This window comes from Zoogloea sp., assembly GCF_041914405.1.
In the GTDB taxonomy this organism is placed as follows: domain Bacteria; phylum Pseudomonadota; class Gammaproteobacteria; order Burkholderiales; family Rhodocyclaceae; genus Zoogloea.
This window is the reverse complement of record NZ_JAYSDK010000013.1, coordinates 76,127-100,479: the sequence shown is the minus strand read 5'-3', so window position 1 is coordinate 100,479 and position 24,353 is coordinate 76,127. Positions and strand designations below refer to the sequence as shown.

Annotated in this window: 19 protein-coding genes and 1 tRNA gene; 2 read left to right on the top strand and 18 right to left on the bottom strand. The window is 60.8% G+C overall.

Translation table 11 applies throughout. The features are described 5' to 3' along the window. Positions 1–61: 61 nt before the first annotated feature. The 15 genes from ACE3RX_RS10225 to ACE3RX_RS10155 form a co-directional block, all read right to left on the bottom strand. Positions 62–1,378 carry a nucleotide sugar dehydrogenase gene (locus ACE3RX_RS10225; RefSeq protein WP_374482991.1) on the bottom strand — a complete coding sequence of 439 codons (1,317 nt, stop codon included), beginning with the start codon at positions 1,376–1,378 and terminating at the stop codon, positions 62–64. Then, a complete protein-coding gene (locus ACE3RX_RS10220; RefSeq protein ID WP_374482989.1) occupies positions 1,375–2,589 on the bottom strand; it encodes a TIGR03087 family PEP-CTERM/XrtA system glycosyltransferase in 1,215 nt (404 codons plus the stop codon). Before ACE3RX_RS10220 ends, ACE3RX_RS10225 begins: the two co-directional genes overlap by 4 nt. Beyond that, a complete protein-coding gene (gene asnB / locus ACE3RX_RS10215) occupies positions 2,586–4,511 on the bottom strand; it encodes an asparagine synthase (glutamine-hydrolyzing) (protein ID WP_374482987.1) in 1,926 nt (641 codons plus the stop codon). Before asnB ends, ACE3RX_RS10220 begins: the two co-directional genes overlap by 4 nt. Positions 4,512–4,520: 9 nt before the next feature. Further along, positions 4,521–5,726: a TIGR04063 family PEP-CTERM/XrtA system glycosyltransferase gene (locus ACE3RX_RS10210; protein ID WP_374483041.1), complete on the bottom strand. Its 1,206-nt coding sequence runs from the start codon at positions 5,724–5,726 to the stop codon at positions 4,521–4,523. A gap of 2 nt (positions 5,727–5,728) precedes the next feature. Then, on the bottom strand, positions 5,729–7,654 hold the full coding sequence (locus tag ACE3RX_RS10205; protein ID WP_374482985.1) for an XrtA/PEP-CTERM system amidotransferase: 1,926 nt from the start codon (positions 7,652–7,654) through the stop codon (positions 5,729–5,731). A 164-nt stretch (positions 7,655–7,818) separates the two neighbouring features. Then, complete coding sequence (xrtA, locus tag ACE3RX_RS10200) at positions 7,819–9,324, bottom strand: exosortase A (protein WP_374482983.1); 1,506 nt, start codon at positions 9,322–9,324, stop codon at positions 7,819–7,821. Between the two features lie 56 nt (positions 9,325–9,380). Continuing rightward, positions 9,381–10,415: a FemAB family XrtA/PEP-CTERM system-associated protein gene (locus ACE3RX_RS10195; RefSeq protein WP_374482981.1), complete on the bottom strand. Its 1,035-nt coding sequence runs from the start codon at positions 10,413–10,415 to the stop codon at positions 9,381–9,383. Positions 10,416–10,424: 9 nt separating this feature from the next. Beyond that, on the bottom strand, positions 10,425–11,288 hold the full coding sequence (locus ACE3RX_RS10190; RefSeq protein WP_374482979.1) for an XrtA system polysaccharide deacetylase: 864 nt from the start codon (positions 11,286–11,288) through the stop codon (positions 10,425–10,427). Continuing rightward, positions 11,285–12,352 carry an XrtA/PEP-CTERM system-associated ATPase gene (locus ACE3RX_RS10185; protein ID WP_374482977.1) on the bottom strand — a complete coding sequence of 356 codons (1,068 nt, stop codon included), beginning with the start codon at positions 12,350–12,352 and terminating at the stop codon, positions 11,285–11,287. Before ACE3RX_RS10185 ends, ACE3RX_RS10190 begins: the two co-directional genes overlap by 4 nt. A 9-nt stretch (positions 12,353–12,361) precedes the next feature. Further along, positions 12,362–13,990, bottom strand: coding sequence for a TIGR03016 family PEP-CTERM system-associated outer membrane protein (locus tag ACE3RX_RS10180; protein WP_374482975.1), 1,629 nt, complete (start codon positions 13,988–13,990; stop codon positions 12,362–12,364). After that, positions 13,987–14,967, bottom strand: a complete 981-nt coding sequence (locus ACE3RX_RS10175; RefSeq protein WP_374482973.1) for an XrtA-associated tyrosine autokinase — start codon at positions 14,965–14,967, stop codon at positions 13,987–13,989. The genes ACE3RX_RS10180 and ACE3RX_RS10175 overlap by 4 nt, the downstream gene beginning before the upstream one ends. 9 nt (positions 14,968–14,976) lie before the next feature. Next, a complete protein-coding gene (locus ACE3RX_RS10170) occupies positions 14,977–16,545 on the bottom strand; it encodes an XrtA system polysaccharide chain length determinant (RefSeq protein ID WP_374482971.1) in 1,569 nt (522 codons plus the stop codon). A gap of 60 nt (positions 16,546–16,605) precedes the next feature. Then, positions 16,606–17,211 (bottom strand): XrtA/PEP-CTERM system exopolysaccharide export protein, encoded by a 606-nt coding sequence (locus ACE3RX_RS10165; protein WP_374482969.1) that lies wholly within the window; start codon positions 17,209–17,211, stop codon positions 16,606–16,608. 192 nt (positions 17,212–17,403) lie between these two features. Then, entirely contained in the window at positions 17,404–18,699 is a 1,296-nt protein-coding gene (locus ACE3RX_RS10160) for a DUF1302 family protein (protein ID WP_374482967.1), read from the bottom strand. Between the two features lie 32 nt (positions 18,700–18,731). After that, entirely contained in the window at positions 18,732–19,478 is a 747-nt protein-coding gene (locus ACE3RX_RS10155; protein WP_374482965.1) for an ABC transporter ATP-binding protein, read from the bottom strand. Positions 19,479–19,520: 42 nt separating this feature from the next. On the opposite strand from ACE3RX_RS10155, the gene ACE3RX_RS10150 reads away from it, so the two are divergent. Then, positions 19,521–20,306 carry an outer membrane lipoprotein-sorting protein gene (locus ACE3RX_RS10150; protein WP_374482963.1) on the top strand — a complete coding sequence of 262 codons (786 nt, stop codon included), beginning with the start codon at positions 19,521–19,523 and terminating at the stop codon, positions 20,304–20,306. Positions 20,307–20,308: 2 nt separating this feature from the next. On the opposite strand, the gene ACE3RX_RS10145 is transcribed toward ACE3RX_RS10150, so the two are convergent. Genes ACE3RX_RS10145 through rnr form a run of 3 tightly spaced genes read right to left on the bottom strand, consistent with a single transcriptional unit; the run spans position 20,309 to position 24,118 of the window. Next, positions 20,309–20,986, bottom strand: coding sequence for a HugZ family protein (locus ACE3RX_RS10145; protein WP_374483039.1), 678 nt, complete (start codon positions 20,984–20,986; stop codon positions 20,309–20,311). Between the two features lie 2 nt (positions 20,987–20,988). Continuing rightward, positions 20,989–21,738 carry a 23S rRNA (guanosine(2251)-2'-O)-methyltransferase RlmB gene (rlmB, locus tag ACE3RX_RS10140; RefSeq protein WP_374482961.1) on the bottom strand — a complete coding sequence of 250 codons (750 nt, stop codon included), beginning with the start codon at positions 21,736–21,738 and terminating at the stop codon, positions 20,989–20,991. Further along, positions 21,731–24,118 carry a ribonuclease R gene (rnr, locus tag ACE3RX_RS10135; RefSeq protein WP_374483037.1) on the bottom strand — a complete coding sequence of 796 codons (2,388 nt, stop codon included), beginning with the start codon at positions 24,116–24,118 and terminating at the stop codon, positions 21,731–21,733. The genes rlmB and rnr overlap by 8 nt, the downstream gene beginning before the upstream one ends. A 150-nt stretch (positions 24,119–24,268) precedes the next feature. Between rnr and ACE3RX_RS10130 the strand changes: the two genes are divergently transcribed. Further along, a tRNA-Leu gene (locus ACE3RX_RS10130) sits at positions 24,269–24,353 on the top strand.

The window sequence follows — 24,353 nt, the reverse complement described above, 5'->3', positions numbered from 1 at the left end:
AGACAGCCCCAGAAGAGCAGCCGGGCTCCCCGCTCGAGGGGGCCACGGGGCACCGGACACCTCACCAGCACAGGCCCTGGACACGCCCCCTAATTGACGCCTTGGACTTGATGCCAACCAGGTCCAGCACATACTGGTCGTCCCTCACGTACGTCGCCAGGGCGTCCTGGATAGACGGCGTGGACAGCCCCAGCACCAGCACCTCGGAGCTCTTGATGACTTCCTCGACATCAGCATTGAGGAGTTCGCCGATATGCGGCACATGGCGCTCGATGAAGCTCTTGTTGGCGCCCAACAGACGGGACAGGTGCACCTCGGGATCGTAGACTGACAAATGCACGCCCTTGCCGATCAACTGCTCCGCGAGCGTCACCAGCGGGCTTTCACGCAGATCGTCGGTACCGGTTTTGAACGACAAACCGATGAAGCCGACCTTCCGCTTGCCGGTCGCCAGAATCCGCTCGATCGCCAGATCAACGTGATTGCGGTTGGACGGCATGATGCCGGCCAACATCGGGATTTCCACGTCGTGCTTCTTGGCAAGATAAGTCGTAGCTCGCAGGTCCTTGGGCAGACAGGAGCCCCCAAAGGCGAAGCCGGGCATCAGGTAAGCGCGGGAGATGTTGAGCTGCGTGTCCTGGCAGACCAGATCCATCACCTCAAAAGGATTGACGCCGAGCGCCTCGCACAGGCGTGCAGTCTCGTTGGCAAAGGTGATCTTGAGAGCGTGGAAGTTATTGCAGCAGTACTTCATCATCTCCGCCGAGCGGACGGAAGTATCGAGGAACTTGCAAGGCAGATGGCCAAACAGTTCCTTCAGGCGCTCGATGGGATAGGCATGGTTGGCCCCGACAACCGTGAACGGCGGCTTGTCGTAATCGCGGATGGAGGACCCTTCACGCAGGAACTCCGGCTGGAAGCACAGGTGGAAACCCTCGCCATCCTTCTTGCCGGAACCCGCCTCGATGATGGGGCGCAGCACATCCTCGACGGTGCCGGGCACCAGTGTCGAACGGAACACTACCACGTGGGGCGTGCTCTTCTCACGGATCGCCTGCCCCATGCTGTCGGCCAGGCGCAAGACGGCCCCCTGGTCCTGGCTGCCGTTGGCGGCGGACGGGGTCCCGACACAAACGAGGGAAATATCGCTGTTCAGTACCGCATGCACCGCATCGGTCGTTACCGACACGCGGCCACTGGCCACCACGCTCTTCATCAGGTCGACCATGCCCTCTTCGACCACCGGCGTCTTGCCGTCGCGGATGAGATCGAGCTTGGTCTGGTCGATGTCCACACCGATCACCTCATGACCGTCGCGTGCGAGGCAGGCCAGCGACACCGCGCCGACGTAGCCCAGGCCAAAAATACTGATCTTCATTTGCGTTTTCCCTTGTTTTCCTGAAACTGTTTGACGCAGCGCTCGATGATCCCATCGAGCCGTTCCATTGAGCGCGGCCAAGCGTGATGACTCAGCATGCGGGCACGCCCGGCGTCAGCGAGACGGCTTCGTTCGGCGGGATCGGAACAGATCCTTCTGATGGCTGCAGCATACGCGTCCGGCGTGTCCGCAACGAGGAAATGCTTCTCGGCTTCGGCATCGACGCCACCAGCGGCAATGCTGCTGGTCACGACTGGAACCCCCATGGCCATCGCCTCGAGGATCTTGTTCTGCGTACCCCGAGCGATATTCAGCGGCGCAACCATCAGAGCGGCCCCACGTACGTACGGCCTCACATCGGGCACCGAACCCGTCACCGTAACCCCTTCCAGCTCACCGAGCTTACGAACAGCCGGAGACGGGTCAGCGCCAACAATGAGCAGCTTCATCTGCGGCCGCCCCTTCCTGAGCAATGGCCACACCTGCTCGCAGAAGCGGAACATACATTCCTGGTTCGGGTAGTAATCCATTCGACCGATAAAGCTGATCGTATCCGGGTCGTAGGGCGTGCCATCCGGACTGAAGAAGGACGCATCCACACCATTGGGAAACCAGTCGGTCGTCAGGCCGGTGTTGTAGGAGTTCAAGGTTTCCCATTCGGCGCGGGTGGTTGCAGTACCCATGTCGAACTTTCCCGCCAGGCGCTTTTCAGCCGCCAGCATTTTCAGGCCCTCCAGGCGATAGCCCAGGGACAGCGGAAAGGATTTGTAATTGGCATACTCCAACCACTTCTGGGAATCCATGTCACCGTAATCGATAATCTTCGGTACGTCGGTGACGTGCTCCACATACTGGGCAACTGACGAGCAATGGACAAAGATGAGATCCCACTGCTGGCTGGCTAGTAGATGATCAATCTTGCGCTTCAAATCCGGCGAGTAAAAGAAGCCCATCGACGACGGAGTGACGAGCGGCAATCGCGCCACCATGCGCACCACCTGCACCGGATTGCTCACCAGGCCGACTTCGAATGCCTGGCAATGGGGAGCAATGCCCCTGCCCTCCTCGGCCTCTGCCGTGGAACGGGCCAGGGAACACACGGTAACCTTATGCCCCTTCTCCGTCAGGTGGCGGATCATGTTGAAAGGACGAATCTTGCCCCCCCGCTTCGGCGGATAGGGGAAACGGTGACAAACGTAAAGGATGTTCATTGGGTGTAGCTCTTGAGCTCGGCCGCGACATCGCCGGGCTCACGCCGGTCGAGATAGATCCGGCTCCAGATCTCCAGGTTCATCAGGGACAGCAGGCCATCCGTGCCATCGGCCCGGTTGGCCTCGTGATCGGCCATCAGCGCGGCGATTGCATCATGGCGGAACAAGCCGCGCCGGGCGACAGACTCCCGGGACAAAAGCTGCCGCAGGACGGGTGCCAGATCACGCTTCAGCCAAGCCCCCATCGGCGTTCCAAAGCCCCGCTTCTTGCGATCCAGGATATCCGCCGGCAACAGGTCGGCAAGGCTCTCCTTCATCAAATGCTTGAGGCGCCCCCCCTTGACCTTGAGCGAAGCCGGAATCGACGCTGCAAGCTCGACAAGTTCGTGATCCAGCAGCGGAACCCGACACTCCAGGGACACCGCCATACTCATCTTGTCAGTCAGCAGCAGCAGGTCGTCGGGGAGCTGGGTTTCCGCATCCACAGCAAACATACGGTTCAGATCATCATTGGATCCAGCACGGGCAAAGGCATCACCCAAGGGGTCTGGCGTACCGGCTCCCGGCTCCAGCAACATCCCCGACACGACGTCCCGGGCCAGCACCTGGAGGTAGCTCCGATAGCGGTCATCTGCATGCATGTCGGCGGAGGCAATGAAGCCCTTGGCCAGGCGCAAGGTGTTGAGAAGACCGGAGTGCCGGTCACTGGGCAGGCGGTTGGCGACAGTCCTCGCCACCGAACGCACAAAACCTGGCAGACGATGGAAGCGCTCGGCGTAATGCCCGCCGAGATAACGGCGATAGCCGCCGAACAGCTCATCCCCGCCGACCCCGGACAGGATCACCTTGACGTCGCGCCGCGCAAACTCCGACACCAGATAGGTCGTGATGAACGCCGTGTCCGCCACTGGCTCATCCATGTGCCAGAGCAACTTGGGCAGCAGGGACACCACATCGGGCTTGACGACGATCTCATGATGCTCGGTGCCGAACAGCTTGGACACCTGCCGCGCATACGGCAGCTCGTTATACAGGCTCTCCGCCACACCGCCTTCGAAACCAATGGCGTAGGTGCGGATCGGCTGCTCTGAGTGGCGGGCCATGAAACCCACCACAGCGCTCGAGTCCACGCCCCCGGAAAGGAAAGCCCCGATTGGTACATCGCTGACCATCTGCATGCGCACCGACTCTTCGAGCCGTGCCTTCACGCGGGCGATCCACTCGGCCTCAGAAACACTTCGTTCAATCACGCTCGGCAGGCGCCAGTAACGCCATTCCCTGACCTGATTGTTCTCGATGGCCAGCAGGGTTGCCGGCGGCAACTTGCGGATGCCCTTGAACATCGAGCCTGGTGCGGCGGCATAGCCCAGATGCAGGTAGCTGGCCAGTTGGGCGCGGTCCAGCTCGGCGCTCACGCCGGGCAGCGCCAGCAACGCCTTGGCCTCGGTTGCGAAGGCCAAGCGTTGCCTATCCTGAAGCACGTACAGCGGCTTGACGCCGATACGGTCGCGTCCAATCAGCAGCCGCTTTCGACGGCCGTCCCAGAGCGCAAAGTCGAACATGCCATTGAGCCGATGCACGAACTCGTCGCCGAAGGCATCGTAGGCATGCAGGACGACCTCACTGTCCGAGCCCGTCTTGAAGCGAAACCCCAAGCCCCGCAACTCTTCGCGCAGCTCCCGGAAATTGTAGATTTCCCCATTGCAGACCAACCACAGGCTGTCGTCGGCATTGGAAATGGGCTGGTGCCCGCCGGCCAGGTCGATGATGGACAAGCGGCGCATCGCAATGCCACAGGGGCCCTCAATATGCTGCCCCTCGTCATCCGGACCGCGATGAACAGTCTGATCCCCCATCGCGGAAAGCATCGCGGGCTCAACCCGCTGCCCGTCAAATCGGTAAAGCCCGTGAATGCCGCACACCTTGCAACCTCAGAAATTCAGGACGCGCCCATAGCTCGCCAGGGCACGTCGATAGACTTCACGATAACGGGCCACGCTGTTCTCCCAGGTCCGCTCCACTTCGACAAACTGCCGTGCCTGTGCCTTCACCTTCGGCCAGGCACCTCGCTGCGCCAATACATCACTGATGGCCGCCGCCAGTGCATCAGCATCGCCGGCACGGAAAAGGAATCCGGTCTCGCCATGGCGGATCAGCTCCTTGTGCCCGCCCACGTCGGAGGCCACGAACATGCGCCCCTGCGCCATGGCTTCCAGCGGCTTGAGCGGGGTAACGAGTTCGGTCAGGCGAATCGGCAAACGCGGATAGGCCAGCACATCGATGAGTTCGTAATAACGCTGCACCTGCGAATGAGGTACCCGTCCGGTAAAGATCACCCGCTCCGAAAGGCCCAGGCGCTGAACCTGTGCCTTGAGATTTGCCTCTTGCGGACCACCACCGACCAACAGGACACAGAGATCCGGATAAGCCGGGATCAGCTTGCAGGTTGCGTCGATGAGCAGGTCAAGACCCTCATAGCCGTAAAACGAGCCTGCAAAGCCAAGCACGGTCTTGCCGTCCAGCCCGAGGGAGGCACGTAATGCCGGATCCGGCTCGGCACCGAACTGGAAAGTAGCCACATCGACCGCATTCGGAATCACGGTGATCCGATCGTCCGCCACGCCACGCACGCGGATATCGCCACGCAAGCCTTCACAGATCGTCGTCACCTGATCAGCGCGCCGCAAGGCGAAACTCTCCAGCCCCCGCGAGACTCGGTAACGCAGGCTGCCCTCGGTGGTGGTTCCGTGGTCCACCGCCGCATCCTCCCACGACGCGCGCATCTCATACACCACCGGGATCTTGCGCTTGCGCCCAACCCACAGGGCCGGCAAGGCGTTGAGAACAGGGGAATGGGGATGAAGAATGTCCGGCTTCAGCTCATCCACCAGTTCATCCAGCCGCGCTGCGGTCAGGCGCATCTGGGCCACCAGGCCTTCCTGGCCGGAATTGGCGGTCCGATAAAAAGTCCAGCCATCGGCCTCCTCGCGCCCTCCCGTGCTTGCGCCTTGTTTGGGCGTCGTCAGATGGAAGGTCTCCCAACCGAGCTTGCACTGCTCACGGAGAATGGAAACGGTGCGGAAGGCGTAACCACTATGCAACGGCAACGAGTGGTCCAGAACGTGCAGAATGCGCAGACTCATGCGGCCCCCAGGATCGGGGCTGGCTCGACGCCCAGTTTGCTGTTGCGCAGGAAGGCCTCGAACATCAGCAGCGTCCACAGCGGTGAGCTGTAGTCACGCGCTCCGCTCTGGTGGGCATCCACCAAGTGCTGGAGATACTTGCGATTGAACAGTCCGGTGGAAGCCAGCGTGTCCCCGAGCATCGCGCTACGCACCCGGTCCTTGAGCGGCCCACGGAACCAGCGCGCCAACGGAACCGAAAAGCCCATCTTGGGCCGGTACAGCACATCGTGAGGCAGCATAGGCTCCATCGCCTTCTTGAACAGATACTTGCCTTCCTGCCCCTTGATCTTCAGGTGGGTCGGCAAACTGGCCAGCCACTCCACCAGCGGGTGATCCATCAAGGGCTCGCGCACCTCCAGGGAGTGCGCCATGCTGGCCCGGTCGACCTTGGTGTTGATGTCGCCGACCAGGTAGGTCTTGATATCGAGGTATTGCACCAGGGCCAGCGCGTCGTCGGTACCCGCGTTCTCAGCATGACGCCGAAACACCTCAACTGCGTTGTAGCCAGCTAGCTGGTTACGGAATGTCGGGGAAAACAGCTGGCGACGCATGTCATCGCGCAGGATGGACACCGAATGGAAGTAGGCCTGCACGGAATCCCGCGCCAGCGACTGGAAGGTGGTCTTCGCCCGGAACACCCGCGGCGCCCAATCCGCCTTGGGATACAAGCGGCCGAGCAGCCCGAACACCGGCTTGCGAACCGAATACGGCAGGCCGCTGCGCATCCGCTCCTCCATCATGTGGAAACGGTAGCGCCGGTAGCCCCCCATGTTCTCGTCGCCGCCATCGCCGGACAGGGCGACCGTCACGTGCTTGCGGGCCAGCTGGCAAACCCGGTAGGTCGGAATGGCGGAACTGTCGGCGTAGGGCTCGTCGTAAAGGGCCGCTAGCGTATCGATCAGGTCGAAATCGTCGGACTGGACGGTCTCGACACGGTGGTTGGTGTGGTAACGGTCCGCCACCATCTGGGCGAACGCCGACTCGTTGAAGGCCGGGTCGTCGAACCCGATCGAACAGGTATTCACCGGCTCGCCGGAAATTCCCGCCATCGTGGCCACCACCGCACTCGAATCGACACCGCCCGAGAGGAAGGCACCGAGCGGCACTTCGGCGATCATGCGCAGACGCACCGACTCCCGCAGGCGCTCGGTCAGTTCGGCCGTCGCATCCTGCAGGCTGAGGCGGTTATCGAGCGTAAAGCGCACATCCCAGTACGGCTTCGGGGCGGGGATCGGCTGTCCGTGACGAATGGCCAGGGAAAAGCCAGGGTCGAGCTTGCGGGCCCCCTTGAAGATGGTGCGCGGCTCGGCAACGTAGCCCAGCGCAAAATATTCCTCGACGGCCAGCGGATCAATGGTCTTGTCGAGCCCCGGGTGCTGCATCAGCACCTTCAGCTCCGATCCAAACGCCAGGGCCCCATCGGGCAGCACCGCGTAATACATGGGCTTGACACCCATCCGGTCACGCGCCAAGAAAAAGGTCTGCCGGTTGCGATCCCACAGCGCGAACGCGAACATGCCGCGAAATCGCTTGACACAATCTTCGCCCCAGGACTCCCAGGCGTGGACAATAACTTCGGTATCGCTCCGGGTATGGAAACGGTGCCCCAGGGCAGTCAGCTCGGGGATCAGCTCCTGGTAATTGTAGATCTCGCCATTGAAGACGACGACCACCGACCCATCCTCGTTGAACAGCGGCTGCTGGCCGGTCGAGATATCGATGATAGACAAACGGCGGTGGGCGAAGGCGATGCCCGGCTCGAAGTGATAGCCCCCTTCGTCCGGCCCCCGATGCTGCTGGATGTCGTTCATGCGCTGGATGAGCTCCCGCGCAAACGTCTGCTTGCCCCTCGTATCAAAGAGTCCGGCGATACCGCACATAGTTCTCTACCTGTTGTCCATCGATCTGCCACACAACGGCAGCCCGATGCCTATTGAATGATTCCGGCGGGGCGGCATTCTACCCCGAGTCAGCGGGATTCCTGCGCGAACTCGGCATGCATTTTTCATCCCGACCAACGATTCATATGGATGCATCATTGCGGCTATCCCCCCCCGATCAAGGCCTGGAGTAGCGCCTTGGCATTCGCACGCTCAAAAGCCTCCAGAGACTCAGCGGCGCGCTGCTCATCAGTGCCACTCGCCCAGATGGCTACATAAGCTGAAGTATCCGGGCGTCCCATCAGCTTCGTCACGGCCAGTAGGGCCTTGGCGAGATAATCGTTAGTCACCAGACGGCCATCGATCCAGTAGCCCGACAGGACGACGACCTGACTGCCGTGCCCGGCCAGTACCGAGCGCCGCCAATACCCGCTGCCGGAATCCGGCCCTCTCCCGTCCGCAAGCCAGCTCCAGTCACTGTCAGAAGGCAGGAGCAGCTGGTTTGCACTCTGCACGAGCTCACTGCCACTCCGCTGCTGCCCATAGACCGCCACATACGCCGACACCTGGTGGCGACCATCCGAAAAATGGCGCAGCAGATCCTGCCTGAACCCGGTGAATGAGGGTTTGAACGAGCTCGATGGCGCTGGCACCTCTGACCATCCGGCGTCGACCTGTAATGCCGGAACCATGGGAACCAGATGCGCATGCGCAGCCTCATGGCGCTCCAGCATACCAAGCACAACCGGCCAGATTGCGACGGCGATTGCGATCGGTGCAACCCCCGCGAGCAGCGTGGAAAGCTTCGGCGTATCCACTTCGGCCGGCTGCACATCCGATGATGCCGTCGCTGGATTGACATCCTCCCGCCAGCGACCACCGATCCAGAACATCAGCATGATGACGACGCCAAAGAACAGCCAACCATAGATCAGATGGTCAACCCCCGTCGCGAGCGTGTTGTTGCTCAGATAGCCCAGCATCACGATCATGTAGGCGCGCAGCCAGTTGGCCAGGATCGGAACGAGAAGTGCACACACCATAAACAGCAGACGCCGCCGCAGCGTCCGGTAGTTGAGGTACGCATAAAGCGCCCCGACCATGAACGACGCGATGAGGTAACGCACACCACTACACGCCTCGACGACCGACCAGCGCCCGTTCGGCACGATGAAATGCAGTCCCTCCTGATATACCGGCACACCGGACATCCTCACCGCCGCGACGGTGAACATCGCCGTGTATTTCATCATGACCGGCAGCAGGAACTCGCCGATGGGTACTCCGAAAAACAGGAATAGGATCGGAAAGGCCATCACCCTGGACAGGCGCGCCCCCAGCACCCCGAGCAGGCTGAAGACAAGAAGCAGCGACAGCGCCACGTGCGTTGCCGAGGCGACACTGGCAAGCTCCCCCAACAACCACAACAGCCCCGCCAGCAGCAGTGGCACGGACATGATCCAGCGGGGCCGCACCACCTCTCCGCTCAACCGGTCGCGACTACGCCACACCAGCCACGCGAAGATCGGCAACACGAGTAAGCCGTGGGCAAAGGTATCGGAACGCCACCAGATCTCGAATACCGCCGCGGCCGTCCCGTGATACCACGCCAGGACCCATGCAAACACGGCTCCCAGGACGATGAGGGTGTAGCGAACCGAGGTATTCACCAGGCCTCTCCTGACTGCCTCAACCGGACCGGACGTTTCTTGGAGATCAACCATGCCTACCCCAGATTGCGCACCAACACAGGTCCGAGCCAATTGGCCACGCCGATCGGAAGTCGCTTCCAGAGCGCGATGAAGGCACGGTATTTGGGGTTCATGGGATTGTTCTGCGGGATCGAATCCCGCTTGAAAAGACGATACTCGTAGGACAGCGAAATGGGCTCAAAGCCCCAGTTCTTCTTGAAGTGATAGGGTCCGGTACCCACCTTGCTTCGTCCGTAATCGAAAATCCGGCATTCGCGGGCAACCGCATGACGCATCAGTTCCCAGTACTTGAAATCGTTGGCAGCCAGATCACGGGCCGCTACGTCGTCCCCTGCGTAGTAAGGCAGGATTTCATCGCGGAAATAAAAGCTCAGTACCGACGACAGCGGTTTTCCTTCTGCGGAGCTCACCGTCAGGATGTCGCAATCGTGACCGAAAACCTTCAGCAAGGCTTCGAAGAATTTCTTCGGCAGTGCCGGCGTGCCGTGCCGCAGCACATTGTCGGAATACAGCGCAAAAAAACGGTCGGCCGAACTGTCGATTTCGCTGAGCAGTCCGTTCTTGATGCCCTTGCGCACCATTGCCCGCTGCTTGCGCGGTATGGCCTGCATGTTGGCCTCATCGTCTGCCTGGATCTCCTTGCGGAAAGTCACATACAGATCCTGCCGCGGCCATTCCGCATGACGCTCGGTGAGGTTGCGGTACTCAAGATGCTGCACCCCGGCGCTTTCAGCCAGGGTTTCAGCGGCGGCCTCCAAGGCCATCACAGCCTCGGCATCGCTGCCCGCGATACCACCATATACGGCGAACGGCAACGAGGTCAGCGCATGGCCGAACAATGCACTCTTGACTTCGACCAGCGGGAGAACGGCAACAATTCGTCCTCCACGCTCAGCCAGCAGATAATGGGTACGATGACGAAAGACCTGCTGCATGAGGTCCCGCCATTCAATCCGATGGAAAAAAGTTGCATCAGGACAGGCAAAAACAAACTCATTCCAGCGCGCAGCGTCACCGTCTGCATAAGGACGCACGATCACATCAGACATGGGAAAACCTTAAGCTGCCGGCCGATTAGCCGGGAGAAATACCTCGTCCATCCGCCCCCAGGCGAAATCCTGCAAAAGACGCTGCAGACGGGCCTCGGTACGCGACAGATTGACGTAATGACGAAAGCGCGTTTTGGCGCCCGCCTGCTGCACCACCGGTTGCTCCGGATCGATCTCCCAAGGGTGGAAATAAAAGATCGCCGGTTTTCCATCCTCCTCATTCACCTTCCGGATACCCCAGGCCGAAACTGGGTAAGGCAAGAGCCGGAAATAGCCCCCGCCGCCCACCGGCCAGTTACGGCCGAGACGACGCACCGTGCTGATGGGAATCTCCACCAGCCCAGCCCCGACCACATACGGGAAACGGGGTGCATCTGGCACGCCATAATGGTCGTGCTTGACCGGATACACGCTCGAACTGTAGCGATACCCTGCCTCCTCGATACAGCCGTGAGCCCAGGGGTTTGATGCTCCGACGGAAAAGCTCGGCGCCCGATAACCATTCACCTCACGACCGGAGATGTCCTCCAGCACGACCTTGGCCAGCTTGATGTCGGCGAGAAATGCCTCCGGCGTTTGCGCGCTGGCCCGTTCGTGGCCATATCCATGGCTGGCCAGTTCATGGCCCTCGTCCGTAATCAGCCGGATCAGCGCCGGATAGCGTTCCGCGATCCACCCCAAGGTAAAGAAGGTGGCCTTCGCCCCGTGCTCACGGAGCATTTCGAGGATCCGCTGAACATTACGCTCCACACGACAGGGCGTGTCGTCCCAGACATCCTTCGGAAAATGGGAGGCCAGTGCAGAGACCTGGAAATAGTCCTCCACATCGATGGTCAACGCATTCCGGACACGGGACTCATCAGCGACACTCATTTTGAACCCACGTCGTTTTCCGGCCTGGAGGCCTGCTGCGCCGTCCCGATCAACTGGGTCAACGCGTTAAGAGTTGTCGACAAGGTCCGTTCCAGCAGGGCGAGCCGCTCCTCGATACGCGCCGCATCGTAGCCCGGTCCAATCTCGGCCAAAGCACGCGCGGCCTGGGGATTGGCCAGAATGCGTTGCAGATCGACCCCTGCTGGCGTTTGCCCGAAGGCTCTGGCCGGGTCTGCGCCAGTGTCAGGCACCACTTGCTCTTCGCGCATCTCGGCCGCCGTCTGCTCGACGGTGTCGCTTGAAATACGCCTTTGCTCGCCCAGGAAGGCCGCCAGCATGATCCGGTCGCACAGCGCATTGATACGACGCGGAATCCCCTGGCTGTGCTCGAAGATGCCCTTCATTGCCTCAGGCTCGAAGGCGGGATTCCCGCTCCACCCGACACAATTCAGCCGATGCTCCACATAGGCTTGCGTTTCCTGCACGTCGAGGGGACCGAGGTGGTAGGACGCAATCACGCGCTGGCGAAGCTGAACCATCTCCGGACTCTGCATGATCGTCCGGAACTCTGGCTGGCCGACCAGAAAACTCTGCAGCAAGGCGTGATCTTCCAGCTGGAAGTTGGACAGCATGCGCAACTCTTCAACGGCACGCTGGGTCAGGTTCTGCGCCTCGTCCACGATCAGCAGGGCACGCTTGCCCTGGGCTGTCATGGAAACCAGAAAAGCCTCGATCGCCAGCAAGAGGTCACTTTTTGACAGATTCTTGCTGGGAATACCGAACGAGGCCGCAACGAGGCGCAGGATGTCATCTGCATCGATCTGGGTACTAACCAGGTTCGCAGCAACGATCTTGCCCGGATCGAGTTTCTCTAGAAGGCTGCGCACCAGCAAGGTCTTGCCGGCACCGACTTCGCCTGTGATGACGATGAACCCTTCATTCTGATGGAGTCCATACTCCAGGTACGCCATCGCCCGACGGTGACCGCGGCTGCCGTAAAAGAAACTGGGATCCGGATTGAGTTGAAAGGGCTTCCCTTTCAAACCGAAATGGGCTTCGTACATATAGGAGGATCAGAATGTGATGGCAACCGTTGCGATGGCTGCGTTCTCACTGTAATTGGTGGCTCCGTCGCCCTTGAGGCTCCGGAAGCTCAACGTGCCATTGGCCCGTTGCGAGAGCTTGCTGACGACCCCCGCGTTCACCCGACGCATGCGGCTAGTCTGGGCAAGGGTGGCATCACCGGCATCACGATGACTGTTGGAGAGGGTCAGCCCGATATTTGCCGACAGCCGCGGATTGATAGTGTGGCTCAGCGTCACCGAGCCGCTCACTTCCCTGATCCGGTTCGAGTTCTGGAAATCGCCTCCAAACACCGAGAACGACTGTTCGGTCTGGCGGTCCCGCTCCGAGTGAGAGGCCGAAAATACCAGAGTATTGCGCGCTCCGAGCAGGCTCAAGCCCACCCGAAACCGCTTGTCCAGGAACAACCCGTTGGACAGGACCGACTGGCTGATACCAATATTCTCCGGCAGGCCACGGTCAGCAATGTACTGGCGCACAAAGGCGTCACGTTCGACGGCATCAGGGTGGCTATTCTTGGCCAAGGACATCAGGAGTTCGTAGGTGTCCACCTCGGAAATCGCAGCCAGGGCCTGGCTGGTGGACATCACGTCCCTCGAATATCGCAAATTGAGCGCATACAAGGGGCTGCGGTGGTCGGCCGAAATCAGGACCCCAGGACCGAAGTAACGCTCTTCCCACAGCGCGGTGACCTTCGTTGCCTGACTCAGTGTCCAGTCGGCACCCAAGCCATAAATGCTCGACTGCTGGGTATCAACGGTACGGATGTTATTGCTCTCGACCCCACCGATCAAACGCAGCTGCAACGAGGCACCAGGCCGGGCCAAGCCGGCGAAGCGGACACTCTGCTGCTTCAGGTCACGCCGGCCGGACGTACTCATGACGCTGTCGGAACCGACTACGCTCCAGCCGAGATTGCCGAACGCGGCAGGGTCGCCAATGTTGAACGACACGACATTACGCGTCGACTGCTTGAAAGCGCCCGTGGAAGAATCCGTTTCACTGAATAGGTACCGCAATTCGGCATTGCCGTTCACGCCGAAGCGCTGGACCCAATACGGGGCCACCACGAAATTGCGGACCTCACTCAGATTGCCCGTACCCGTGACGGAGTCGCCAGGTCGGGGGCCGAAGGCCGAAATTGTCTCCCGACTCACCGAAGCGTTCAGGTCGATGAAGCCATGCTGCTTCCACGCCTCAACCCGCCCCGCTCCACGCATCGTGAGGAAGCCCCGGTTACGGCTCTGATCCTCACCATAGAAGGCGCCATTGAACATGGCCTGCAGGTTTCCCTGCACGGCACCGCTCTTGGACGCGACGCTGAGACTCGGAGTGATCTGCGTGATGTAGTCCGAACGCGCCTCAGAACTCTTGGCCAACAGGACATTGTCCGTAACCGTTTCGGTTACCCGTAGGGACGGAACGATCGTCAGGCCACGCGCAGCCCCAGGCTGTGCTGCGCCCCCCTGCGCAACGCCACCACCACTGCCGGGCGCAGCCGGATCAGACAGGGAGGGCAGTTGTTGCGCGGAAGCAATGCCACTGATGAAAAGGGCGAGTGTCGTCAGGCAGCAGGGAAACAGGAACGGCTTGTGCTCGGATTGACGGCGAACTCTCACGTGTTCTCCTTCGATCCATGCCCATAGCCGTACCCATAGCCGTAACCGTACCCATAGCCATAACCATAGGAATCACTGCTGGCATGCTGGGTCTTGTTCAACAGCATCAGGCGCACCGGGCAGGAATCGATCGTCGCCAAGGCCTGCTTGACGGCCGCGCGGGTGGTTTTGTTCGCCTCGACGACCATAACGATCTGGCCCATATGCGTCGCCAGCACACGGGATTCCGTGGTGACGAGCAGAGGCGGAGAATCGAAGACGATGATCCGGTCCGAATACCGCTCGGCCAGTTCCGCCAGCAGGTTGTTCATCGCATCACTGGCCAGCAGTTCTGTAGCCCGGGGATGAGGCGTACCCGCCGGCAGGAGACTCAGCTTCTCGATGTTGGTCCTGAGCAGGACGTCACCCAGTTCGACGTCCTTTGACGTCATGACATCCATCAGGCCTTTGCGCGGCGGCAGGCCCAGCACATTCAACACGGACGGCCGCGAAACGTCGGCGTCGATCAGCAGCACCGTGTGATCGAGCTCCATCGCCATGCTGATTGCCAAGTTGATCGAGCTGAAGCTCTTTCCCTCCCCGGGAAGAGAACTCGTCACCATGATCAGATTGGCGTTCTTGACCTCGGCTGCGCTCTTGCCTTGCACGTTACGCAGGAGAGGACGCTTGATGATCCGGTATTCGTCTCCGATCAGGGACCGCGGCGCATTCGGGGTCACGATGCCCAAGGAGTTCAGGCGGTCCAGATCGATCTCGACATAACGGTCGCTATTGACCGGCGTGTTCAGGGGAGCCGGCGATGGAGTCGTCGGCTTCGGCGTCTCAACAGTTGGCACAGCTGCAACCGTCGGCGGCGGCACATCAGCAGGCGCTGGCGGGGCCGTCACGGCCTCCTGCACTTCGGTCTGGGGCTCTGCAGCTGCGCCGGCTTTCTGGAGTTGTTCAAGCCGCTCGACGGCTTTCTCGATGATGCTCATGTTCTACCCTCAAGCCATCCTGACCAACATTAACGAGACCGTCATGGCCGTAAAGAGGCCAACAAGAGTGGCCACGCCGATCAGAAAGGCGATTTTTCCGCGACGCTGCTTGTGTAGCCAATCGGCATCAGCCAATCGGCTCACCGAACCAAGGACAGCCAGGCCTGTTGCTTCCCTCAAGGCGTGCGTATCCGCAAAGGTCGGACGAATCTGGCTCATCAGGAAGGCCACCGCCGCACCGAGCAGGAGGGCAACGATGCCGCCCGCCGGCATCAGCAGCAAACGGTTTGGCGCCGTCGGCTTGCTGGGTACGGTCGGAGGATCGATCAGCCGGAAATCCGCCACACCGGACGTCGCCCCCATTTCGACTGCCATCGAGGCCGACTCACGCCGGGCCACCAGAGCATCGTAGTTGCGCTTGTTGATGTCGTAGTCGCGGTTCAGCTGGGTCAGTTCCGTTTCAATCTGGGGCAGCATGCGCGAGGACGATGCCAGGATCTTGACCCGGTTCTCGTACTCTGCAACCCGCGCCTTGAGGGACGCCACGTTCGCCTCGGACTCGGCCAAGGACATCTTCAGCTGCTGATAGACCGGGTTGGAATTGACGGACGACGCGGCAGCAGTGGGGCCGCCAGCCGCAGCAGCTTTCCGCCGGGCCTGAACCTCCTTGGCCTTCTGGGCTTCCAGGGTCTCAATCATCTTCCGCGCACCAACAACATCCGGGTGCTGATCGGTGTATTTCTGCAGCAGCGTATCAAGGCTCTTTTTGAGCGCATCGATACGTCCATCCAGTTCGGGAACCGACACGGTAGCCAGCGACGCGCCAGACGGATTCTCAGCCAACAGGACGGGATCTTCCCCTGTGATCTGACGCTTCAGAGCGTCCCTGGAATTCTCCGCCTCACGCAAGGCCAGGCGCGCCTGATTCAGCTGCTCGTTGGCCTCGTTCATCTTGGCAAAGTAGTCGCGCCCCCCGCCAAGCGTGTTCATGTTGCGCAGCTTATATTCCTTCAGGCGGTTCTCAGCCTCCTCGAGCTTCTGCTCATAGCTCTTGATCTGCTCATCGATGAACTTGCGAGCCGAATCTGAGTCCTTGCGCTTGTCGCCAAGCCCCGACTCAACGAACATGGAAACCAGCGACTGCACGACGCGTTTGGCACGCTCGGCATCCGTGTCCGTATAGACGAGGGTGTAAAGGTTGTCGCGCCCCGCCACACGAATTTCCAGGGCCTTGGTGACCTTGGTGATCAGGACCTCCCGGTCTTCCTTGCTCTTCACGGCAAGATCCAGGTCGGCCATACGGATCAACTTCTCTACGTTGGGACGACTGATGAGCGTACGGCTCAGGATGCTGATCTGCTGATCGACGTTCGGCTGAACCGCCAGGCCCGACATCAGCGGCTTGAGAATCGACTGCGTATCTACATACACTCGCGCCGACGACTCGTAGCGGTCGGGCAACAAGTACACCGTGGCGGCCGCAATCGGCCCAACGATCCACGCAACGGCGAGCCCCCACCAACGGTAGAGCCACATGCTACGCAGGACGATCGACAGCTGTCGAAGAATGTCTTCCATCAGGAAATTCCGAAAACTGACCTCCCGGGCCATCCCGGGATGGTCACATCAAGAAACGGATCAGAACCAGCTCTGGGGAATGATCAGCACATCGCCCGGCTTCATTTCCACGTTGGCGGACACATCGCCACGTCTTACGAGGTCCTTGATTCGAACCGTGTATTGCTTGTTACCTTCAGCGGTACGCAGCAGGGTCGCATGGTTGCCGTCAGCAAAATCGGTGATGCCGCCAACCGCGATCATCACGTCGAGCAGGGACATCTGCTGCCGGTAAGGCAGCGTCTGCGGCCTGGCTGCCTCGCCGAGCACACGGATCTGTTCGGAGAAAGGCCCAACGAAACCGGTAACGATGACCGTGACGACTGGATCGCGGATGTACTTGGCCAGCGCCTTCTCGATTTCCCGCGCCAGTGCAGTCGAATCACGGCCGGCAGCCGGGAGATCCTCAACCAGCGGGGTCGTGATCTTGCCATCAGGACGCACAGGAACCGACATGGACAGCTCTGGGTTGCGCCACACGACGATATTGACCGAATCACCGGGGCCGATCAGATAGTTGTAATCGCCATTCGCCACGGTTGCCGGAGCGGGCGGATAGGTTGTAGCGCAGCCCACCAGACCTGCGGCGACACATGCCAGCACACCCATCGTGAAAACACGTTTCATAAGGTACTTCCCCTCAATTCGGCCAACCCTCAGCCATCCAATGATAACGAGCCGATATTACGGCAGCCCACAAGGCCAACCCGGAGAAAAACATCACGCCATGGGAGAAAGGCCACATGCCCACGCCATTTTTCCTATTGGCAATGCGTAGCTGCTTAACATGCCGATTGCACGACCGCAGCTCCTGCCGCCTCAAAAATACCACCGCGCCTCCGTGTAGACGCGATCCTGCTGGTCATATCGACCAAACAGTCCTTCGGGTTTTCCTCCGAAGATGTCGGCGCCAAAAGTCATTTTCCAGCTCTTCGAGGCAGACCAGATCACCTTGGGTCGGAACATGTAGTCCGTGCGGCTGAACATCGAGACCAATAAGGCCTCAGCCTCCCAGGCCTTGGTGATCTTGGTGTTCAGGAGAATGCTCCCGCCAGCCTCGGTACGCTCCAGGCCGGTGAAAGGGTCATGATCCAGCATCCGGCGGGCAAAGTATTGGAGATTCACCCGGCCGTCCTTGAACGCCGGGATATCCACCCCCACCACGTAATCCAGCGTGTTCTGCGCAACCAACCCAAACTGCGCAGTCGGGTTGTAACTGGTGAACTTGCGGCCCCGGGTATGCACGACCTCGCTCTTCAGGACGAAGTCGCCAAAATCCTTGGCCAGGGTTCCACCCACCTGGCTGATTCGCTCATGGCGCGGCTCAAACTCGTTGGCGCCCACCATGTAGAAGGTCTGGGCCACATCCTCGCTGCGATAGTAGAAACCGGACAGATCCCAGCCCCCCACCAGACGGGACAATCGCCCACCCCAGTTGGTGTTGCCAAGCGAGGAATCCGGCTTGACCTCCCCCCGCACATTGGCACCCTTAGGCAAGGGATAAAACTCTGCGCCGGGCTTGCCGATCTTGTCGTAACTCGGCACCGGAATCCACACGAGCTCGGCATGCGTATCGCCGAAATAATATTCAGCCCGGGCTGCCCACTGGGGAATCCGGAGTTGTTCAAAGTCGGGCAAATAGAAGGTGCGCAGATCCCGTGCAGACACTACGTCGGCAAAGAACAGTCCGACCATTTCGCCCCAGATGATGTGCTGGCGACCAATGCGGAAATCCACGTCGCCAGCGGAAAAGTCGACGAAGGTTTCCCTTAAACTGAACTCGTACTGCTGGTCTCGCCTGACCTGGTCCGGATAGATGCCTGAATCGATCCCGAAAACGGCATCCGCATCGGCTCGCCCGGAAATCTTCCACTTGAAGCCAGCCCCTCCCCCTTGGGCCGCCAATTCGGCACGCCCGCGCGCCATCGACCAGTGCTCAGGCCTGGCGTAGGTCCGGGCCAGATCAAACTGCAGGTGGCCACTCGTCTGGACCGACTTCGAACCCTCTAGATCATCATCCAGACCGAGATCCGCATCGGCGGCAAGCGCATGCCCACCTGCCAGCAGGCAGGTCAAAGCCAACCCGAGGCTGCCGGGTTTCAACGTGAATCTCATCACCTTCCCCTCTTTTCTATTATCTAAATGGATCAAATATCGGGGTCATCACCCGGCGTCCGGCGGTCCTGCACGAAGATCCACGCTCCATCGCGCTTCAAGCCGAGCGCCGTGATCTTCCCGTCCTCCATGCGCACCAAGCGATCCGCACGGTTCATCACCCGTTTGTCGTGGGTGGAGAAGACGAAAGTGGTGCCCGAGTTCTGATTGATATCGCGCATCAGGTTAAGGATGCTCTCCCCGGTTCGCCGGTCGAGGTTGGCCGTGGGCTCGTCCGCCAGCACGACGCGGGAGTTCGTCACCAACGCCCGGGCAATCGCCACGCGCTGGCGCTGGCCACCTGAGAGCTGGTTCGGGCGGTGACGGGCATACTTGCCCAGGCCCACCATCGACAGGTAGTGGGCCACCCGGTCCTGCCGCTCTTCCTTTGAGACCTCCGGCATCTGCAGCAGGGGGTACTCGACGTTCTCTTCGGCAGACAGCACCGGCAACAGATTAAAGGTCTGGAAAATAAAGCCGATGGTCCTAGCCCTGACACCGGCCAGTTCGTCCGGAGTCTGACCGGAGACATCCTTGCCCTCGATTTCAACCGTCCCCTTGCTTGGTGTGTCGATGCATCCCATGATATTGAGAAGTGTCGACTTTCCGCTCCCCGAAGGGCCGGCAATCGCCATGAACACACCAGGCTCAACAGTCAAGGACACCCCCTCAAGAGCTGTCACTTCCTGCTCACCGAGCTGATAAACCTTGCTTACGTTGTCAACACGAATAATTGGCATCGGTGCGCGAGTCTATGTTGTTTGCTTTTCAAGGATAACATTATGAGCCTTAAATTTTCCCTTCCTCAAATTCTGGCACGCTGTGCAGCCCTCGCCCTTGCGGGCGCTGCTCTCTGCGGCAGCGGGATATCCCATGCCGATGACGTGGAACTTGCCCGCAGCGTCGTCGCCAAAGCCGACGAAGTGCGCTTCCCCCGCGACGGCTTCCAGGTGGTCATCGACATCAACTCGAGCACACCCGGCGAGCAGGCAGAAGATCGGAAGTACCGGATCCTCTCGAAAGGCAACGAGAACACAATCGTCCAGACCCTGGAACCGGCCAGCGACAAGGGCCAGGCCATGCTGATGCGCGGCCGCGACCTGTGGGTCTTCATGCCCAATGTCTCTCAGCCTGTGCGACTCTCCCTCGCCCAGCGCCTAACCGGCCAGGTTGCCAATGGGGACTTGGCACGCGCGAACTTCGCCGGCGACTACGAACCAAAGATCCTGCGCACGGAGACGATCGACGGGGAAAAGATGTACGTGCTTGAACTCGCCGCCGTCGACCGGGGCGTCACGTACGCAAAAGTGCTGTACTGGGTACGCCAGTCGAACAACTGGCCCCACCGGGCGGAGTTCTACTCTCTGTCCGACCGCTTGCTGAAAGTCTGCAAGTACGAAAAATACCAGAGCCTTGGCGGCCGCGTACGCCCCACCCAACTGATCATGGAAGATGCACTCAAGAAGGGGGAGGTCTCAGTGCTGCGCTACTCCCAGATGACACCCAAGGACTTGCCAGATCGGGTCTTCACCAAACAGTACATGGACAAGCTCAACCGGGTGGACTGAAGTCAGGCGATGTTCCCGGGCAGCCCTAACGGACCGCCCGAAAGGCCGTCGAGCACCGCCTCTGCCGCCGCCTCCAGCTCTTCAAGGGAAGGCGGCGGGGCATCGAGCTCCAATCGGCGGAAGACTCCGGCGACACGGATATCGATACCCTCCCAGTCAATACCGAGAAGTTCGACACCAACCGGCACGCGCGAGACCAGGCGCTTCAGCAGCGTCTGCTCATCTGCTCCGCCAAGACCATGCGAAAAGACCTCCGCCTCGCTCCAGCCCATCCGGCCAAACCCGGCAATGAAGCGGACCTTGAGGGGATCCAGGCGATAAAACCGGAAATCCCCAAACGCCAGAAAATCCTCGGACTCAGGGCTGTAGCGCAGGAAACGCTCGCGCCCCAGCCCATCCAGTTCCACCGCCGCCAGCCGTCCGAGCAGGGTCATGCGTGCTTGCTGCAGTGGCCCGCCAGCCCCATCGGCGACGAGCAGGCTAACCCGCGGATCCGCCTTCACGTTGCGCGTATGCTCGGCCAGATCGCTCAGCAGGAACATCGGCCGGCACTCATCATCCAGCACATAAGGCAACAGGGTCACATAGGGAAACCCCGGCTCAGTGACCGAATGGGAACCGAGAGCCCCGCTACTGCACTGACGTAGCAGACGGCGGGCCTCCCGGTAGCCGATCTTCACGCTCAAGCCGCGCTACGCTGGCGACGTGCCTCGAACAGACAGAGGCCGCTGGCCACCGACACATTCAGGCTTTCGACGGTCCCGTACATCGGGATGCGCACGAGTTCGTCGCAGGTTTCGCGGGTCAGTCGTCGCAAACCATCCCCTTCGGCACCAAGAACCCAGGCAGTCGGCCCCTTCTGGTCTACGGTATAGATGGACTTCTCAGCCTCCCCGGCGGCCCCCAGCACCCATACGCCCGCCTCCTGCATTTCCCGCAGGGCCCGGGCCAGATTGGTTACCGTAATGTAGGGCACCGTATCAGCGGCCCCGCTGGCCACCTTCACCGCAGTCGCATTGAGGCCGACCGCCTTGTCCTTGGGCGCGATGACAGCGTGCGCACCCGCAGCATCGGCAACCCGAAGGCAGGCACCGAGATTGTGGGGGTCCTGGATGCCGTCAAGCACCAGCAGCAAGGCGGGTTCGGTCAGGCCATCGAGGACATCAGGCAGCTTAAGCTCCTTGCGACGGGAGTCGACACGGGCTACGACGCCCTGATGCCGGCGGGTGCCCACCATTTTGTCTAGACGCTCGCCTTCCGACGGAATTACCCGCGCCCCCAGTTGCTCGGCATGGCGCAAAAGATCCCGGGCCCTGGCGTCGTTGCGCTGCGCATCGGTATAGATTTCAAAAATGCCTTCCGGGTCATGGCGGAGCTTGGCAAGCACCGCATGGAAACCATAAATGAGGCGGGAATTGGACTGATCAGACACGAGCTTTCACTTTCTTCTTTGCTCCGCCAGCGGCGCTCTTGCGCGGCTTGGCGGCCTTGGTCTTCTTGGAGGGTTTGCCTGCCTTCGACTTGCCGGGCTTTGACGGCGCCGCTTCCTTGGCGCTGCTTCTGGCCTTTTTCTTCGCACCAACGCCGGGAGTCGCTTCGACAGCCACATCACTCTTCACGACGCGCCGACGAAGCTCGACCGGAGCAAGGGGAGTCTCAGCCGCGGGCACGACAGCAGCCACACCCGCCCGTTCACGCTCGGTCTTGCCGACCCGCTCGGTCGGCCGCCGCGGCCCCTGGATCAGGCGGAAGTCGATCTTGCTCGCTTCCATATTGACCCGTACCAGCTGGACGCGCACCCGGTCGGACAAGCGATAGCGCTCTCCGGTCCGCTCGCCGACCAACGCGTGATGCGCCTCGTCGAAGTGGAAGTAGTCACTACCCAAGTCGGAGATATGCACGAGGCCTTCGACAAAGACATCGTCGAGGGCGACAAAGAGGCCGAAAGGTACCACCGCCGAGACGCTGCCGTCGAACTCCTCGCCGATGCGGTCCTGCATGTAGTAGCACTTGAGCCAGTTCTCCACGTCCCGGTCGGCTTCATCTGCCCGCCTTTCCGTCATCGAACAGTGCAGGCCAATCTCGTCCCAAACGCCTCCCTCCTGGGCCGGTGTGTATTGCTCGCCCGTCAGCACCGCTTTGATCGCCCGGTGGACGAGCAGATCCGGATAGCGGCGGATGGGCGACGTGAAATGAGTGTAGGCCTCGTAGGCAAGCCCGAAATGCCCTACGTTGTCCGGGCTATACACCGCCTGGCGCAGGGAGCGCAGCATCACCGTCTGCAGCAGCTGCAGATCCGGACGATCCTGAATCTTTTCGAGCAGCTTCGCGTAATCAGAGGCATGAGGCTCCTCACCTCCGCCCAGTTGCAGCCCGAACTCACCCAGGAACTCCCTCAGCTTGGCCAGCTTCTCCGGCGTGGGCCCTTCGTGCACCCGATACAGGGCCGGATGCTCATGGGCGCTCAGGAATTCCGACGCACACACGTTGGCCGCCAGCATGCACTCCTCGATCAGGCGGTGCGCATCGTTACGGCTCTCCGGCACGATCTTCTCGATCTTGCCGTTGTCGTCGAAGATCATCCGGGTCTCCTGGGTCTCGAAGTCGATCGCCCCCCGCTTGGCCCGTGCTTTCAGCAGCACGCGGAACAGCTTGTCCAGGTTCTGCAGATGGGGCAGCAGCTCGCCGACGCTGTCGATCGCCGCCGGATCCTGATCGTAAAGCGCGGCCGCCACCTGGTTGTAAGTCAGGCGCGCCTTCGAGAACATCACCGCCGGGTAAAAGCGGTACTGCTTGATCGCCCCGGTCTGGGAAATCGCCATGTCACACACCATGCACAGGCGCTCCACCTGCGGGTTGAGCGAACAAAGCCCGTTGGACAGCTTCTCCGGCAGCATCGGGATCACCCGCCGCGGGAAGTAAACCGAATTGCCACGTTCGTAGCCTTCCCCATCCAACGCCGAACCGACCGTCACGTAATGGGACACGTCGGCGATCGCCACCACGAGGCGGAAGCCACGGCCCTGCTTCTCACAGTAGACGGCATCGTCAAAGTCCCGCGCCGTCTCGCCGTCAATGGTCACCAAGGGCAGGGCCGTAAGGTCTGCCCTGCCCTTCCAGTCCATCTTGCGCACCTTGTCAGGCAGACGCCGAGCCTGCTCCTTGGCGGCTTTGGAGAACTCGAAGGGCAGCTCATGCTTGCGCAGGGCGATCTCGATCTCCATGCCGGGATCCGCGTAGTTGCCAAGCACCTCGACCACTTGGCCGATCGGCTGCGCATAGCGGGTAGGCTGCTCGATCAGCTCAACCACCACCACCTGCCCAGCCGCCACCTTCTTCTTACCACCAGGCGCCAGCAGCACTTCCTGCGCGATGCGCCGGTTCTCCGGCACAACTCGGGCCACGCCATGCTCGACCAGCACGCGGCCGACGATGCGCGTATTGGCGCGCTCCAGCACTTCGACGATCTTGCCTTCCGGCCGCCCGCGCCGATCCGTACCCGCCAGACGGACCATCACCCGGTCGCCATGGAGGACTTCGCGCATCTCGTTGGGGCTCAGAAAAACATCCGGCCCCTCCTCGTCGGTCACGACAAAGCCGTAGCCGTCCGGATGCCCCTGCACGGTGCCGCGGATCAGGTCCGCCTTGGATGGCAGCAGATAGTCACCACGCCGGTTGCGCATGACCTGACCATCCCGCTCCATCGCGAACATGCGGCGCTCGAAGAACTCGAGTTCGACCGGCAGGATGTCCAGCGCCGTCGCCAGATTGGCAAACGCCAGCGGCACACCATGCTCGGCGAGCGTCTGCATGATGAACTCACGGCTGGGTAGCGGGAAGTCATACTTCTGGCACTCGCGCTCGAAGAAGGGATCGCTGCGGCGCAGCTTGCTCAGTTTTTTTGTGTTCTTTGATTTAGATATTGACACGGATAATTTCTACTCTATAATTCTTGGCTCGTTGCCCAGATGGCGAAATTGGTAGACGCGCTAGTTTCAGGTACTAGTGCCGCGAGGCGTGGAGGTTCGAGTCCTCTTCTGGGCACCA

Bases quoted from the DNA above. Each gene is read 5' to 3' on its own strand.
- ACE3RX_RS10225 (WP_374482991.1), bottom strand. From the start codon at position 1,378: ATGAAGATCAGTATTTTTGGCCTGGGCTACGTCGGCGCGGTGTCGCTG.
- ACE3RX_RS10220 (WP_374482989.1), bottom strand. From the start codon at position 2,589: ATGAACATCCTTTACGTTTGTCACCGTTTCCCCTATCCGCCGAAGCGG.
- ACE3RX_RS10205 (WP_374482985.1), bottom strand. From the start codon at position 7,654: ATGTGCGGTATCGCCGGACTCTTTGATACGAGGGGCAAGCAGACGTTT.
- ACE3RX_RS10195 (WP_374482981.1), bottom strand. From the start codon at position 10,415: ATGTCTGATGTGATCGTGCGTCCTTATGCAGACGGTGACGCTGCGCGC.
- ACE3RX_RS10190 (WP_374482979.1), bottom strand. From the start codon at position 11,288: ATGAGTGTCGCTGATGAGTCCCGTGTCCGGAATGCGTTGACCATCGAT.
- ACE3RX_RS10185 (WP_374482977.1), bottom strand. From the start codon at position 12,352: ATGTACGAAGCCCATTTCGGTTTGAAAGGGAAGCCCTTTCAACTCAAT.
- ACE3RX_RS10175 (WP_374482973.1), bottom strand. From the start codon at position 14,967: ATGAGCATCATCGAGAAAGCCGTCGAGCGGCTTGAACAACTCCAGAAA.
- ACE3RX_RS10170 (WP_374482971.1), bottom strand. From the start codon at position 16,545: ATGGAAGACATTCTTCGACAGCTGTCGATCGTCCTGCGTAGCATGTGG.
- ACE3RX_RS10165 (WP_374482969.1), bottom strand. From the start codon at position 17,211: ATGAAACGTGTTTTCACGATGGGTGTGCTGGCATGTGTCGCCGCAGGT.
- ACE3RX_RS10160 (WP_374482967.1), bottom strand. From the start codon at position 18,699: ATGAGATTCACGTTGAAACCCGGCAGCCTCGGGTTGGCTTTGACCTGC.
- ACE3RX_RS10155 (WP_374482965.1), bottom strand. From the start codon at position 19,478: ATGCCAATTATTCGTGTTGACAACGTAAGCAAGGTTTATCAGCTCGGT.
- ACE3RX_RS10150 (WP_374482963.1), top strand. From the start codon at position 19,521: ATGAGCCTTAAATTTTCCCTTCCTCAAATTCTGGCACGCTGTGCAGCC.
- rnr (WP_374483037.1), bottom strand. From the start codon at position 24,118: ATGCAGACGCTCGCCGAGCATGGTGTGCCGCTGGCGTTTGCCAATCTG.